The 15,382-nt window shown below is 72.3% G+C and carries 11 protein-coding genes; 9 read left to right on the plus strand and 2 right to left on the minus strand.

Going from position 1 to position 15,382, the window contains the following annotated elements:
* Positions 1–18 precede the first annotated feature (18 nt).
* The 6 genes from IE247_RS23435 (at position 19) to IE247_RS23460 (ending at position 7,025) form a co-directional block, all read left to right on the plus strand.
* Positions 19–1,173 carry an ABC transporter ATP-binding protein gene (locus IE247_RS23435; RefSeq protein WP_190125216.1) on the plus strand — a complete coding sequence of 385 codons (1,155 nt, stop codon included), beginning with the start codon at positions 19–21 and terminating at the stop codon, positions 1,171–1,173.
* Entirely contained in the window at positions 1,170–2,117 is a 948-nt protein-coding gene (locus tag IE247_RS23440) for an ABC transporter permease (RefSeq protein WP_190125217.1), read from the plus strand. The genes IE247_RS23435 and IE247_RS23440 overlap by 4 nt, the downstream gene beginning before the upstream one ends.
* Positions 2,117–2,920, plus strand: a complete 804-nt coding sequence (locus IE247_RS23445) for an ABC transporter permease (RefSeq protein ID WP_190125218.1) — start codon at positions 2,117–2,119, stop codon at positions 2,918–2,920. Before IE247_RS23440 ends, IE247_RS23445 begins: the two co-directional genes overlap by 1 nt.
* 77 nt (positions 2,921–2,997) lie before the next feature.
* Positions 2,998–4,410 carry an NAD(P)/FAD-dependent oxidoreductase gene (locus IE247_RS23450; RefSeq protein WP_190125219.1) on the plus strand — a complete coding sequence of 471 codons (1,413 nt, stop codon included), beginning with the start codon at positions 2,998–3,000 and terminating at the stop codon, positions 4,408–4,410.
* A 156-nt stretch (positions 4,411–4,566) separates the two neighbouring features.
* Entirely contained in the window at positions 4,567–5,052 is a 486-nt protein-coding gene (locus tag IE247_RS23455) for a bifunctional DNA primase/polymerase (protein ID WP_190125220.1), read from the plus strand.
* Between the two features lie 107 nt (positions 5,053–5,159).
* On the plus strand, positions 5,160–7,025 hold the full coding sequence (locus IE247_RS23460; protein ID WP_190125221.1) for a chitinase: 1,866 nt from the start codon (positions 5,160–5,162) through the stop codon (positions 7,023–7,025).
* Here the strand turns inward: IE247_RS23460 and IE247_RS23465 are convergent.
* Together IE247_RS23465 and gabT are read right to left on the minus strand one after the other, a co-directional pair.
* On the minus strand, positions 6,961–7,812 hold the full coding sequence (locus IE247_RS23465) for a phosphatase PAP2 family protein (RefSeq protein ID WP_190125222.1): 852 nt from the start codon (positions 7,810–7,812) through the stop codon (positions 6,961–6,963). The genes IE247_RS23460 and IE247_RS23465 overlap by 65 nt on opposite strands.
* Before the next feature lie 194 nt (positions 7,813–8,006).
* On the minus strand, positions 8,007–9,341 hold the full coding sequence (gabT, locus tag IE247_RS23470; protein ID WP_190125223.1) for a 4-aminobutyrate--2-oxoglutarate transaminase: 1,335 nt from the start codon (positions 9,339–9,341) through the stop codon (positions 8,007–8,009).
* A 252-nt stretch (positions 9,342–9,593) separates the two neighbouring features.
* On the opposite strand from gabT, the gene IE247_RS23475 reads away from it, so the two are divergent.
* From IE247_RS23475 to IE247_RS23485, 3 genes are all read left to right on the plus strand, one after another.
* The gene (locus IE247_RS23475) at positions 9,594–11,894 is read left to right on the plus strand and encodes an ATP/GTP-binding protein (RefSeq protein WP_190125224.1); all 2,301 of its coding nucleotides are present in this window, start codon (positions 9,594–9,596) and stop codon (positions 11,892–11,894) included.
* Between the two features lie 92 nt (positions 11,895–11,986).
* The gene (locus IE247_RS23480; RefSeq protein ID WP_190125225.1) at positions 11,987–13,543 is read left to right on the plus strand and encodes a PucR family transcriptional regulator; all 1,557 of its coding nucleotides are present in this window, start codon (positions 11,987–11,989) and stop codon (positions 13,541–13,543) included.
* A 155-nt stretch (positions 13,544–13,698) separates the two neighbouring features.
* Positions 13,699–15,144, plus strand: coding sequence for an aldehyde dehydrogenase family protein (locus IE247_RS23485; RefSeq protein WP_190125226.1), 1,446 nt, complete (start codon positions 13,699–13,701; stop codon positions 15,142–15,144).
* Positions 15,145–15,382 lie beyond the last annotated feature (238 nt).

Raw genomic sequence — 15,382 nt, forward strand, 5'->3', positions numbered from 1 at the left:
CCACCGGGACCGCGACCCATGACCGACAGCACCGAGAGCGGCGATCTCCGCCTCACCGGGATCAGCAAGACCTACGGCGGCTCCTTCACCGCCGTCCATCCCCTGGATCTGACCGTGCCGCACGGCGCGTTCTTCGCCCTGCTCGGCGCGTCGGGCTGCGGCAAGACCACCACCCTGCGGATGATCGCCGGCCTGGAGGACCCCACCACCGGCTCCGTCCTCCTCGGCGACCGCGACGTCACCCGGCTGCCGCCGTACAAGCGTCCCGTCAACACGGTCTTCCAGAGCTACGCGCTCTTCCCCCATCTCAGCGTGTACGAGAACGTCGCCTTCGGCCTGCGCCGGCGCGGGGCCGCCCGGGTGCGCGAGCGGGTCGGCGACATGCTCGACCTCGTCCAGCTCGGCGACCTCGCGGCCCGCAGACCGCACCAGCTCTCCGGCGGCCAGCAACAGCGCGTGGCCGTCGCCCGCGCGCTCATCAACCACCCGCGGGTGCTGCTGCTCGACGAACCGCTCGGCGCGCTCGATCTGAAACTCCGCCGTCAGATGCAGCTGGAGCTCAAACGCATCCAGACCGAGGTCGGCATCACCTTCGTCCATGTCACCCACGACCAGGAGGAGGCCATGTCCCTGGCCGACACCGTCGCGGTGATGAACGGCGGACGGGTGGAGCAGCTCGGCGCGCCCGCCGAGCTGTACGAGAACCCCCGGACGACGTTCGTCGCCAACTTCCTCGGCACCTCCAACCTCATCGGGGCCGATGTGGTGTCCGCGGGCGGCGGCGAGGTCGTCGTGACGGCGTCCGGAGTCCGGCTGCGACTGCCCGCCGGGCGGTGCGCCACCGCACCGGGGGCCGACGGAAGACTGCTGGTGGGGATACGGCCGGAGAAGATGTCGCTGGTCCACCGGGACGAGGCGGACTCCGTCCCGGCCGGGCGGAATCGTTTCACCGGGACGATCGCCGCCGCCGGGTTCATCGGCGTCTCCACCCAGTACCTCATCGACAGCCCCCTCGGCCCCGGGGTGGAGGTGTACGTCCAGAACATCGAGCGCGACCCCCGGCTGACGCCCGGCGCGGAGGTCGTCGTCCACTGGAATCCGGAGCACAGCTTCGGGCTCGACGCGGCCCAGGACATCAACTCCGGGGTGGAGACGGCGGGAGACCCCTCATGACCGCCGCGAAGGCCCCGCCCGCCGACGCTCCGCCGCCCGTCCCCTCCGCCCCGGCCGTCCCCCCGGTCCGCACCGCGCCCGCCCGCCGCAGGCTCACGCCGTACTGGCTGCTGCTGCCCGGTGTGCTCTGGCTGCTGGTCTTCTTCGCGCTGCCGATGGTCTACCAGGCCTCGACCTCGGTGCAGACCGGATCGCTGGAAGAGGGCTACACGGTCACCTGGCACTTCGCCGTCTACGGGGACGCCCTCGCCGAGTACTGGCCGCACTTCGTCCGCTCGGTGCTCTACGCGGGCACCGCGACCGCGCTCTGTCTGCTGCTGGGCTATCCGCTCGCGTATCTGATCGCCTTCCGGGCCGGCCGCTGGCGCGCACTGCTGCTGGTCCTGGTGATCGCCCCGTTCTTCACCAGCTTTCTGATCCGCACCCTCGCCTGGAAGACGATCCTCGCGGACGGCGGCCCGCTGGTGGAGATCCTCCGGACGGTCGGACTCCTGGAGGTCACCGCCCTGCTCGGCATGACCGAGGGCGACCGGGTGCTCGCCACTCCGCTGGCGGTGGTCACGGGACTGACGTACAACTTCCTTCCCTTCATGATCCTGCCGCTCTACACCTCGCTGGAGCGCATCGACCCCCGGCTCCACGAGGCGGCGGGGGACCTCTACGCCAGGCCGTTCACCGCCTTCCGCCAGGTGACCCTCCCGCTCTCCATGCCCGGGGTCGTCTCCGGCACCCTGCTGACCTTCATCCCGGCCAGCGGCGACTACGTCAACGCCGAACTCCTCGGCTCCACCGACACCAAAATGGTCGGCAATGTCATTCAGTCGCAATTCCTGCGGGTGCTTGATTATCCGACCGCCGCCGCGCTGTCATTCCTTCTCATGGCGATCGTGCTCATCATGGTCACCGTCTACATTCGGCGGGCCGGAACGGAGGACCTTCTCTGATGGCTCCGATCGCGTGGCTGCGCCGCCATACGGTGGTCGTCGCCGGGCTGCTGACGCTCGCCTATCTGCTGCTGCCCAACCTCGTCGTGCTGGTGTTCTCCTTCAACGCGCCGGCCGGAAAATTCAACTACTCCTGGCGCGAGTTCTCCACCGCAGCCTGGCGGGACCCCTGCGGAGTTCCCGACCTCTGCGGCTCGCTCGCGCTCTCCCTCCAGATCGCCTTCTGGGCGACGGCCGGGGCCACCGTGCTCGGGGTGATGATCGCCTTCGCGCTGGTCAGATACCGCTTCCGAGGGCGCGGCGCGGTCAACTCGCTCATCTTCCTGCCGATGGCGATGCCCGAGGTCGTGATGGCCGCGTCACTGCTCACCCTCTTCCTCAACCTCGGCGCGGAACTGGGATTCCCCACCGTCCTCATCGCCCACACCATGTTCTGCCTCAGCTTCGTGGTGGTGGCGGTCAAAGCCCGGGTGCTGTCGATGGACCCCCGTCTTGAGGAGGCCGCCCGGGATCTCTACGCCGGTCCCGTACAGACCTTTCTACGGGTCACCCTGCCGATCGCCGCACCCGGAATCGCGGCGGGCGCGCTGCTCGCCTTCTCGCTCTCCTTCGACGATTTCATCATCACCAATTTCACCTCGGGAACCGCCGTCACCTTCCCCATGTTCGTCTGGGGCTCGGCCCAGCGCGGAACCCCCGTACAGATCAATGTCATCGGCACGGCCATGTTCGTCCTCGCCGTGCTGACAGTGGTCCTCGGACAGCTCGTCGCGGGACGGCGGAGGAACCACACGCCGTCCTGACACCCGTGCCCCGTGCCCCGTGCACCCCGTACGCCCGGCACACCCCGGTGCACCTCGTACGCCAAGGAGTGGAAACCATGGCCCCAGCCGCCATGACCTTCGCCTCGTCCCTCTCCGACGCCCGGCCCCTCGCCTTCTGGCTGGACGACCCCGCGAGACCCGCGCCCGAACCCGCGCTCACCGGCGACGCGCACTGCGACCTCCTGGTCGTCGGCGGCGGCTACAGCGGACTGTGGACCGCGCTGCTCGCCAAGGAGCGCGACCCCGCCCGGGAGGTGGTGCTGATCGAGGGCCGGGAGACGGGCTGGGCCGCCTCCGGCCGCAACGGAGGCTTCTGCTCCGCCTCTCTCACCCATGGGCTGGGCAACGGTCTCGCCCGCTGGCCCGGGGAGATCGGCGCCCTGGAGCGGCTGGGCGAGCGGAATCTCGACGCCATCGAGGCGGCGGTCGCCGCGTACTCCATCGACTGCGACTTCGAGCGCACCGGCGCCATCGACATCGCGACCGAGCCGCACCAGCTGGCGGAGCTGGCCGAGCTGTACGAGATGTCCCGATCGCTCGGACTCGACGGCCTCCGGCCGCTCGACCAGGAAGCCCTCCGCGCCGAGGTGAACTCCCCGACCTTCCTCGGCGGGCTCTGGGACCGGCGCGGCACCGCGATGCTGAATCCCGCCCGGCTCGTCTGGGGCCTCAAATCCGCCTGCCTCGGTCTCGGCGTACGGATCCACGAGAACACCCGAGCCCTGGAACTCGCCTCGGCCGGTGCCCGGACGGCCGTCCGCACTCCCCGCGGCCGGGTCTTCGCCCGCCGGGTCGCGCTCGGCACCAATATCTTCCCCTCGCTGGTCAGACGGGTGCGCCTGTACACCGTCCCGGTCTACGACTACGCCCTGACGACCGAGCCGCTCACCGCCGGGCAGCTCGCGGAGATCGGCTGGCACGGCCGTCAGGGGCTGGCCGACGCGGCCAACCGGTTCCACTACTTCCGGCTCACCGCCGACCGGCGCGTCCTGTGGGGCGGTTACGACGCGGTCTATCCCTACGGCGGCCGGCTCCGCCCCGATCTCGACCACCGGCCCGAGACCCATCTCCGGCTCGCCCGGCACTTCTTCCGCTGCTTCCCCCAACTGGAGGGGGTCCGCTTCACCCATGCCTGGGGCGGCGCGATCGACACCTGCTCCCGCTTCTCCGCCTTCTTCGGCACCGCCCACCGGGGCCGGGTCGCCTACGCCGCCGGTTATACGGGGCTGGGCGTCGGGGCCTCCCGCTTCGGCGCGGAGGTGATGCTCGATCTGCTGGCCGGGGAGCGCACCGAGCGCACCGAGCTGGAGATGGTGCGCACCAAGCCGCTGCCGTTCCCGCCCGAGCCTCTCGCCTGGGCCGGGATCGGGATCACCCAGTGGTCGCTGGCCAGGGCGGACGCGAACGGCGGGCGGCGCAACGCCTGGCTGCGGACCCTGGACCGGCTGGGGCTGGGCTTCGACAGCTGACCCGCGCCTCGCGCCCCGCTTCCTGCTTCCCGCCAAGTTTTCTACCAACGAGTAGCAGAAACCCGCGTCATACCCCGGGCCCGGCCCGCTCTCTGAGTGCGACGGCGCGCACAGCGCCGACGGACACCACACGGAATCAGGGACGGAGGCCGGGAGATGACCGGTTCGGGGGCCAAGGCAGCGGTGGAGTGGCTGGTATCGGCGGCGCCGGACCCCGGTGCCTGCCGGTGGCGGTGGGAGCGCGACCCGCTGGGGATCGCCCTGCTGCCCGCCGGCCGGCGCTGGGACGTGCTGATCCTGCCCGGCCGGCTCGGGCACCGGGCGCTGGAGGTGCTGAGCCGGCTGGTCCACCGGCCGGGGCCGGTGCTCGCCGACGTCAAGGACGCCCGGCTGGGCTTCTTCGTACCGCCGGGCACCGCCGACCGCTGGATCGGGACCGGTGTGCGCGGCGCGGGCGAGGGCACCTGGATCGTGGTCCCGCATCCCGGCCGCCCGGCCGGCGGCGGGATCCACTGGCTGATCGCGCCGGACGGCTCCGGCGCCCTCAACGATCCGGCGCTGCTGGAGCTGGCGATGCACGAGGCCGCGGCGGACCTGGCCCGGGGCGAGGGCGCGAGCGGGAACGGCAGCGGGGGTGAGTGAACGTGCGATGTTTGTCCGCCGAGTCTGTCCAAAGCCTTGACAACCCCATTGGTCTGGACCAAATTGTCCGCGCTCCCACTTCCCACCCCCCATGCACGGAGGCAGTCGTGGAACGCACCAGAGATCGCAGGACGGACCGGTTCAGAGGAAGCGCCCGGGGCCGCCGCTCCCCGGGCCGCCGGGGCAGATGGACGGCCGTTCTCTCGGCCCTCCTCCTCACCCTCGGCGGGATCGTCGCCACCGCGGGCACCGCGCGGGCCGCCGACAGCGAACTCGCCGTCAACGGGGGCTTCGAGGCCGGGCTCACCGGCTGGAGCTGCTCGGCGGGCAGCGGCGCGGCCGTCACCTCACCCGTCCACGGCGGCGCCTCGGCCCTGAAGGCCACCCCCGCCGGGGGCGACAACGCCAAGTGCTCCCAGACGGTCAATGTCCAGCCCAACTCGTCCTACAGCCTGAGCGGCTGGGTCCAGGGCGGCTACTCCTACCTCGGCGTCACCGGCACCGGCACCAGTGATGTCTACGCCTGGACGCCCTCCGCGCCCAGCTGGCAGAAGCTCTCCACCACCTTCCGCACGGGCGCGACGACCACCTCCGTGACCCTCTACACCCACGGCTGGTACGGCACCGCCGCCTACCACGCCGACGACATCTCCCTCTTCGGCCCCGGCGGCGAACCGGTCCGGGTCCCGGCCGCCCCCACCGGCCTGACCGCCGGATCGCCCGGCTCCACCTCCGTACCGCTCAGCTGGACCCCGGTCGCGGGAGCCACCGACTACCACGTCTACCAGGGCACGGCCAAGGTCGCCTCGGTCACCGGAGCCTCGGCCACCGTCACCGGGCTCACCCCGCTGACCTCGTACAGCTTCCAGGTCACCGCCTCCAACAGCGCCGGCGAGTCGGCCAAATCGGCCGCGGTGAGCGTCACCACCACCTCCGGCGGCACCCCGGGCGGCGGCCTCCCGGCCCACGCCCTCGTCGGCTATCTCCACACCAGCTTCGCCAACGGCTCCGGCTACACGCGGCTCGCCGACGTCCCCGAGTCCTGGGACGTCATCAATCTGGCCTTCGGCGAACCGACCTCGGTCACCTCCGGGGACATCCGCTTCGGCCTCTGCCCGGTCGCCGAGTGCCCGAACGTCGAGTCCGCCGCCGAGTTCAAGGCCGCCGTCAAGGCCAAGCAGGCGGCGGGCAAGAAGGTGCTGATCTCCATCGGCGGTCAGAACGGCCAGGTCCAGCTCGCCTCCACGGGCGCGCGCGACCTCTTCGTCTCCTCCGTCTCGAAGATCATCGACGAGTACGGGCTCGACGGGCTGGACATCGACTTCGAGGGCCACTCCCTGTCGCTGAACACCGGTGACACGGACTTCCGCTCGCCGACCACCCCGGTCGTCGTCAATCTGATCTCGGCGGTCAAGTCCCTCAAGGCGAAGTACGGCAAGGACTTCATCCTCACCATGGCCCCGGAGACCTTCTTCGTCCAGCTTGGCTACCAGTTCTACGGCTCCGGGCCCTGGGGCGGCCAGGACCCGCGCGCCGGATCGTATCTCCCGGTCATCCACGCCCTGCGGGACGACCTGACCATGCTCCATGTCCAGCACTACAACTCCGGCCCGATCATGGGTCTGGACAACCAGTACCACACCATGGGCAGCGCGGACTTCCACATCGCGATGGCCGACATGATGCTCACCGGCTTCCCCGTCGCGGGCAACCAGTCACGGATCTTCCCGCCGCTCCGCGCCGACCAGGTCGCCATCGGTCTGCCGGCCTCCACCCAGGCGGCGGGCGGTCACACCTCGCCGGCCGAGGTCAACAAGGCGCTCGACTGTCTGACGAAGAAGACCAACTGCGGCTCCTACCAGACCCATGGCACCTGGCCCGCGCTGCGCGGGCTGATGACCTGGTCGATCAACTGGGACCGTTACAACCAGTGGCAGTTCTCGCGGAACTTCGACGCGTACACCTGGAGCTGACCAGCAGGATCACCGCGCCCAGCAGCCAGCTTCCGAGCACGTCCAGCGGCCAGTGATAGCCGCGCAGCACCAGTCCGACGCCCGTCGCCAGGGTCAGCACCCCGGCGGCGGGCGCCGTCCATCCCAGCCGGGGGTACGCGAGGAGCAGCAGGGCCGCGCCGCCGTAGGCCACCATCGCGGTCGCGGTGTGGCCGGAGGGGTAATAGCCGGTCGCGTCGGTCAGCGGGCCCGGGCGGGCGATCAGCGCCTTCAGCGGTACGACGAGCGCGGGGACGGCGGCCATCGCCAGCACGGCCGCCAGCGCCTCGTACCGTCCGCGCGCGCCGTCCCGCCACAGGGTGTACGCGAGGGCCGCGGCGAGCACCGGCAGCGCGACCGGGAGGGAGCCGAGGTCGGCGAGGAGTTCGGTGAGCGGCTCCGGGCCGCGGCCGAAGAGGGCCCGGCCGACTCGCTCGTCCAGGGAGCGGAGCGGTCCGCCGGTCGCGACCTGCTGGGTGACCAGGGCGAAGAGCGCCGCGCACAGCATGATCGGCAGCAGGCCACCCGGTCCGAACAGGGCAGTGAAGAAGGCCGGCGGCCTCGGAACAGGGGGGGTGGTTCCGAGACGGCCGGCCTGATCGGGCTGCCGCGCGCCCCGGGGGGTTTGGGACGAGCGGCCGTCCGATCGGTGAGGAGTTCCGGAGCCTGAGGCTCCGGTGGTGTGCGCGAAGGCACGGCCGGGACGGTGCTGGGGAAGCCCCGACCCGGAATCGCCCGCGGTTTCCTGCGGGCGGGGTGTTTCTCTCATCTGCAGAAACCGTACGGCAGGGGTGGGAGGACCGACAGGCGGATTCCCATCCCGCCATCGGCCCCCCACACCTTCTTCACAGGTCGCGACCGTTCCGCCTGTTCACGGTTCATACGTTCGGACCTTTCGGATATGGGTACGGAAACCGGCCGGGCTGGTTCCGTCGCCGGTCCCGTCGCCGGTCCCGTCGCCGGTCAGAGACCTTCGAACGCCCGCTCGATGATGTCCAGGCCCTCATTGAGGAGATCCTCGCCGATCACCAGCGGCGGCAGGAAACGCAGCACATTGCCGTAGGTGCCACAGGTCAGGACCAGCAGCCCCTCCGCATGGCACGCCTTCGCCAGCGCGGCGGTCGCCGCCGCGGCCGGCTTCTTCGTCTCCCGGTCCTCCACCAGCTCGATCGCGATCATCGCACCCCGGCCGCGGATGTCGCCGATGAGGTCGAACTTCTCCGCCATCGCGGTCAGCCGGCCCTTCATGACCTCCTCGATACGCCTGGCCCGCGCGTTCAGGTCCAGCTCCCGCATCGTCTCGATCGCGCCCAGCGCACCCGCGCAGGCCACCGGGTTGCCGCCGTACGTACCGCCCAGACCGCCCGCGTGCGCGGCGTCCATGATCTCGGCGCGGCCGGTGACGGCGGCGAGCGGCAGACCGCCCGCGATGCCCTTCGCGGTGGTGATCAGATCCGGGACGACGCCCTCGTCCTCACAGGCGAACCACTGGCCGGTGCGGCAGAAGCCCGACTGGATCTCGTCCGCCACGAACACGATCCCGTTGTCCTTGGCGAACTGCGCGATCGCGGGCAGGAAGCCCTTCGCCGGCTCGATGAAACCACCCTCGCCGAGCACCGGCTCAATGATGATCGCGGCGACGTTCTCCGCCCCGATCTGCTTGCTGATCTGATCGATGGCCTGCGCCGACGCCTCCGCCCCGGCGTTCTCGGCACCCGTCGGCCAGCGGTAGCCGTACGCCACCGGCACCCGGTAGACCTCCGGCGCGAACGGCCCGAAGCCCTGCTTGTACGGCATGTTCTTGGCGGTCAGCGCCATCGTCAGATTCGTACGCCCGTGGTAACCGTGGTCGAAGACCACGACCGCCTGCCGCTTCGTGTGCGCACGAGCGATCTTCACCGCGTTCTCGACCGCCTCGGCGCCCGAGTTGAACAGCGCCGACTTCTTCGCGTGATCACCCGGGGTCAGCTCGGCCAGCGCCTCCGCGACCTCCACATACCCCTCGTACGGCGTCACCATGAAACAGGTGTGAGTGAACTCCGCCAGCTGCGCCGACGCCCGGCGCACCACCGCCTCCGCACTCGCGCCGACACTGGTCACCGCGATACCGGAACCGAAGTCGATCAACCGGTTCCCATCCACGTCCTCAATGATCCCGCCCCCCGCCCGCGCCGTGAACACGGGCAGCACCGACCCCACCCCCGCCGCGACCACCGCGGCACGCCGAGCCTGCAGCTCGACCGACTTCGGTCCGGGAATGGCGGTGACCACACGGCGCTCCTGCGGGATCGCGGTCATAACGGGCTCCTGAGTGTCTTCGGGACGCGACTGTGACTCTTCCCCCGCAGGCTAGGTCCGCGACCCAACCCCCGGCACGCGCCGTTCGGGAGTGTTCCACCGGGCCCCTTGTCCGCACCGGACAGGGCCCCGGCGGGCCCCCGCACCGGAACCCGGGCCCTCCCGCACCGGGAGAATCGGTGAACCGCCCGTGCCAGGGCACTAGATTGACGGTGCACAGAGCGGGCCTGGCTGGTCAGGGGGCAGCAGTAGATGGAATCCGAAGGCGCATTCGACGTACGCGGCACACATCCCGGTTCGGTACCACGGCCCGCCGGGCCGCCGAACCTTCCGGGAGCGCCGCCCGTCCCCGGCCACGCACCCACCGCCCGGCCGTCCGTCGCCGACTGGCTCCGCATGCCCCGGCCCGCCGCCGCCCCCGGCATCTGGCGACTGGGCCACCGGGACCGCCCCGAGGAAGAGTCCGACCAGGTACCCGGACGCCAACTGCTCAGCGGCGCTCTCATCGCCTTCCTCGCCGGCTGGCTGCTCTGGTCGCTGCTGACCCACCGCTATCTCGAAGGGTGGTGGATCTTCATCGACAACTGGTGGACACTGCCCCTCCGATGGGCCCTTCCCGACTCCTGGAGGAACCAGGACAACCCCGAAGGTCTCGAACTCTTCACCGCCTTCACCTACCTTTACTACGGCCTTCTCCTCGGCCTCATCTCGGTCGGCATGGGACGGGCCGGGAACTGGGCCGACGTCTGGAAACGCTACGGCGTACCGCTGTGGCCCCTCTTCATCCTGATCCAAGGCGTCTGGCGGGACCAGCCGAGAACCACCGAGTGGCTCCAGTGGGCCTCGGGCGTCTACTACGTCCTGTTCGCCCTCGCCATCGTCGCGGTCGTGGGGCGTGTCGGCACCTGGCCCGTTCTCCAGCGCCCGCGCGGCGGCCCCGAGCAGGCTCCGCCGCCCCCGGAGGCGGACCCCGGCGAGTGGCCCGAGCTGCGCTCCGCAGGACTCTCCGACATCGCGCACCAGCTCACCGAAGCCACCCGCGCCGGAGCGCTCGGCGATGTCGACTACGCCCGGATCCGGCGAGCCTGGCAGGGCGTCCAGGCACGGCCGGACCTGCTCGCCTCCTTCGCCGAGACGGTGCGCCGGCACGGCGCGGGCGCCTGCGCCCACCCCTCGGGCCTGCGCGATCTGCCCGTCCGCACCGCCGTCCACGACCTCGCCTCCGGACAGGTCCGCATCGGCACCGCCGCCGACGACCCCCGCAACCCCTACCCCCGCCGCACCACCGGCCTCGCCCTCGACCCCTCGTTGCTCGGTACCTCGCTGGTGGCTGTCGGGCCGTCGGGGGCGGGGAAGAGTGTGAGGTTGGTGAGGCCGGTGGTGGAGTCGATGTGTCTGCTGGCGCTGGCGAACCGGGCGGCGGTGGTGATGGTGGCCGGGCAGGGGGGCGGGGGGCCGGCGGGGGACGGGGCGTTCGATCTGGTGATCTCGGTGGGGCGGCCGGAGTCAACGCACGACCTCGATCTGTACGGGGGGGCCGACGACCCGGACGAGGCGGCCCGGACGATCGCAGAGGCGCTGGTCGGTGATCTCGCCGCCACGCTGCCCGGGGGGGACAGCGGACGGGCCGCCACCGCGCTGGCCCAGCTGATCGGGCCGTACCGGTATGTCCACGGACGCTTCCCCGCCGTACCCGAGCTGCGGGAACTCCTCGGCGGCGCGCCCGCCGCGACGGCGGGGCTCAGGGCCGCGCTGGAGGAGAAGGGCGGCCCGGCGGCCGCCGCGCAGCTGAGGGAACTGGACGCCAGGGAGCGCCAGTCGGCCCGGGCCGACGACATCGGCGTACTGCTCGCCGAGCGGATCGCCTTCCTCGACCGCCCGGCCTTCGCCCACTCCTTCCGCACCGACGGCGGCGGCCGCCAGTTCTCGCTGCGCGCCATCGAGCACCCCCTGCGGGTCCGGATCGACCTCCCCGAGCGCGGCCACGCCGAGGCCTCCCGGATCGTCGCCCGGCTGGTGCTCGCCCAGTTCACCGAGGCGGTGCTGGGCCGCGCCGACCGCTCGCTGTTCGCCGCGCTGATCCTCGACGACGCCACGCACACCGTCACCGCCGACTCCGTACGCGCCATCCAGCGGCTCCGCTCCGCCAACGCCGGAGTCCTCCTCGCCCTGCGCACCCTGGAGGACGTGCCCGAGCAGCTGCGCGGCCCGCTGCTCGGCGCGGTCGGCTGCCGGATGGCGTTCGCCGGGCTCGCCCCCTGGGACGGCAACCGCTTCGCCGAGGCCTGGGGCACCGAGTGGGTGCAGACCCGCGACGTCACCAACCGGCAGATCGTCTCCGACGAGCCCCTCACCAAGGCGATGCACCTGATGCGCCGCCTGGTCACCGGCCGGGCGGTCACCGCCGAGGCGGTCACCGTCCGCGAGGTCGAGCGCGCCCGCTGGTCCGCCTCGGACCTCGCGCACCAGGTGCCCGCGGGACACGCGGTGCTCTCCCTGACGACCGTACGCGGAGAGCACACACCGCCCCTGCTCGTGGACCTGAGGACATAACCGGCGGACGCCTATGAGCTGGCAGAATCGAAGCAAGCCGTTCATACGGGACGGCGGCCCCGCCGGAAACCCCCCAGGTCACTGAAGGTCCCATGCCGCCCACCCTCGCCTCCCTGCTCCAGCACCCGTCGCTGAAGCTCACCGCGCGCGCCGGGGAGAGCCGGCTGGCGACCCCGGTGCGCTGGGCGCACGTCAGCGAGCTGGCCGACCCCGTCCCTTATCTGGAGGGCGGCGAACTCCTCCTCGTCACCGCGATGACCCTGGACGCCGAGGACGCCGACGCCATGCGCCGCTACGTCCGCCGACTGGACCGCGCGGGCGTCGTCGGGCTCGGCTTCGCCGTCGGCGTCTTCTACGAGGACATCCCGGACGCGCTCCTGACCGCCGCCCGGGAGGAGGGCTTCCCGCTCCTCGCCGTCCCCCGCCGCACCCCCTTCCTCGCCATCAGCAAAGCCGTCTCGGCGGCGATCGCGGCCGACACCTACCGCGCGGTGACCGCCGGGTTCGAGGCCCAGCGCGAGCTGACCCGGGCGGCCCTCGCCGACGGCCCCGGCGCGGTCGTCGCCCGGCTCGCCGCCCATGTCGACGGCTGGGCCGCGCTCTACGACGCCTCCGGAGCCGTCCTCGCCGCCGCCCCCGACTGGGCCGGCCGCCGCGCCGCCCGGCTCACCGACGACGTGGCACGGCTGCGCGAGCGCCCCGCGCCCGCCAGCGCGGTCGTCGCGGACACCGGCGACGACCGGGTGGAACTCCAGTCCCTGGGCACCGGCCGGCGGGTGCGCGGGGCCCTCGCGGTCGGCACCGGAGCGCCGCTGGGCACCGCCGAGCGGTACGCGGTGCACTCCGCCGTCGCCCTGCTCACCCTCGCCACCGAACGCTCCCGCTCCCTCCAGCGGGCCGAACAGCGCCTCGGCGCGGCGGTGCTGCGCATGCTGCTCTCGGAGGGCACGGAGCACGCCCGCGCCGTCGCCGGGGACCTGTACGGCACCCTGCTGGACCACCCCTTCCGGCTGCTGATCGCCGAAGGCGCACCCGCGCCCGCGCTCGCCGAGCTCCTCGACTCGGCGGCCTCCCGCGCGGGCGAGACCGTCCTCACCGTCCCCGAGGGCGAGGAGCGCCTCGTGGCGCTCGCCGCCGACGGCGGCGCGGTGCTCGCCGCCTGCCTCGCCGCGTACGGGGCGGGGGAGACGGGCGGTCCGGCGGGGGCCGCCGTCCTCGGGCTCTCGGCCCCCGCCGGGCCGGAAGGGGCCGCCGCCGCGTACCGGCAGGCCGAAGCGGCCCTCGCGGTCGCCCGCCGGCGCGGCCGGGCGCTGGTCGCGCACGAGGAGCTGGCGTCGGGCCCGCTCCTGCCCCTCCTCGCCGACGAGGCGGTGCGCGCCTTCGCGGACGGGACGCTGAGCGCCCTGCGCGCGCACGACGCCAAGGGCCGGGGCGATCTGACGGCCTCGCTGCGGGCCTGGCTCTCCCGCCACGGGCAGTGGGACGCCGCAGCCGCCGACCTGGGGGTCCACCGCCACACGCTGCGCCACCGGATGCGCCGGGTCGAGGAGATCCTCGGCCGCTCGCTGGACGACCCGGACGTACGGATGGAACTGTGGCTGGCGCTGAAGACCGCGTCGGCCCCGGCCGCCGAGCGGCCGGGCGAGTAGGCCGACCCGGACTCCTCGTACCCGGTCCGCGCCAAAGCGTAGGGAAGCGCCCGCCGACCACTCCACCCCGGACAAACGCGGGAACGCCCTTCCGGTCCTACCGTGGTCGGACGCACCGCATCCGCTCACCCCATCTACTTCGGAAGGGCCGGGACATGACCTCCACCCACGCCTTCTGGCTCGCCGGCCGCCAGGCCACCGGCGAGACCTCCTTCGACGTCACCAACTCGTGGGACGGACGTCTCGTCGGCAAGGTCTCCATCCCGACCGAGGCGCAGGTCGAGGAGGCCGTCGCCGCCGCGTACGCCGTCCGCGACGAGTTCGCCGCCACCCCGGCCCATGTCCGCGCCGCCGCGCTCGACCATGTCTCCCGGCGGCTCGCGGAGCGCACCGAGGAGATCGCCCTGCTGATCTCCGCCGAGAACGGCAAGCCCGTCAAGTGGGCCCGGGGCGAGGTCGGCCGCGCCGTCTCCGTCTTCCGGTTCGCCGCCGAGGAGGCGCGCCGCTTCAACGGCGGCGAGGCCCAGCGCCTGGACACCGACCCGGGCGGCGTCGGCAGGCTCGCCCTCACCCGCCGTATCCCCCGGGGTGTCGTCCTCGGCATCTCGCCCTTCAACTTCCCGCTGAACCTGAGCGCCCACAAGGTCGCCCCGGCCATCGCGGCGGGCGCGCCGATCATCCTGAAGCCCGCCCCGGCCACCCCGCTCTCCGGGCTGCTCCTGGGCGAGCTGCTGGCCGAGACCGAGCTGCCGGCGGGCTCCTGGTCGGTGCTGCCGGTCCCCAACGAGCGGATGCCCGCCCTGGTCCAGGACGAGCGCCTGCCGGTGATCTCCTTCACCGGCTCGGGACCGGTCGGCTACTCGATCATGGACTCGGTGCCCCGCAAGCACTGCACCCTGGAGCTGGGCGGCAACGGCGCGGCCGTCGTCCTCGGCGACTGGGCGTCCGAGGCCGACCTCGACTGGGCGGCCGGCCGCATCGCCACCTTCTCCAACTACCAGGGCGGCCAGTCCTGTGTCTCGGTCCAGCGGGTGATCGTCGACACCGCCGTCCACGACCGGCTGCTGCCGAAGATCGTCGCGGCCGTCGAGGCCCAGGTCACCGGCGACCCGTCCGACTCCGCCACCGATGTCGGCCCGCTGGTCAGCGAGGACGCCGCCCGGCGCGTCGAGTCCTGGGTGGACGAGGCGGTCTCGGCCGGCGCCAAGCTGCTCACCGGCGGCGTCCGCGACCGGGCGAGCTACGCGCCCACCGTCCTCGCCGAGGTCCCGGCCGGCGTCACCATCGCCGACGAGGAGATCTTCGGCCCGGTCCTCACGGTCACCCGGGTGGACGGCGAGGCCGAGGCGTTCGCCGCGGTCAACGACTCCCCGTACGGCCTCCAGGCGGGCGTCTTCACCCATGACCTCCAGACCGCGTTCCGCGCCCACCGGGCGCTGGAGGTCGGCGGCGTGATCATCGGCGACGTTCCCTCCTACCGCGCCGACCAGATGCCCTACGGCGGGGTCAAGCAGTCCGGCACCGGCCGTGAGGGCGTCGCCTCCGCGATGGCCGACTACACGTACGAGCGGGTGCTCGTCCTCACCGGCCTCGCGCTGTAGCGGTACGAAGAGGTACGAGCGGCACGAAGAGGTACGAGAGTCACGGAACAGGCCGGAGCCCGCTGTGCGGGGGCTCCGGCCTGTTCCGTTCCGCAGTTCCGTACCCCGGACTCCCCGCCCGTTCGCCCGACTGCCCCCGGGGGCTGGTGGACCCGCCCGGAATCGGATAGTACGGATGGGTAGCACCCGGCCGATGGAGGCCCTGTGGCCCCGCCCGCCGACGCCCGGAATCCCGACT

The sequence above is a fragment of the Streptomyces inusitatus genome (genome assembly GCF_014651115.1).
Lineage (GTDB): Bacteria > Actinomycetota > Actinomycetes > Streptomycetales > Streptomycetaceae > Streptomyces > Streptomyces amakusaensis.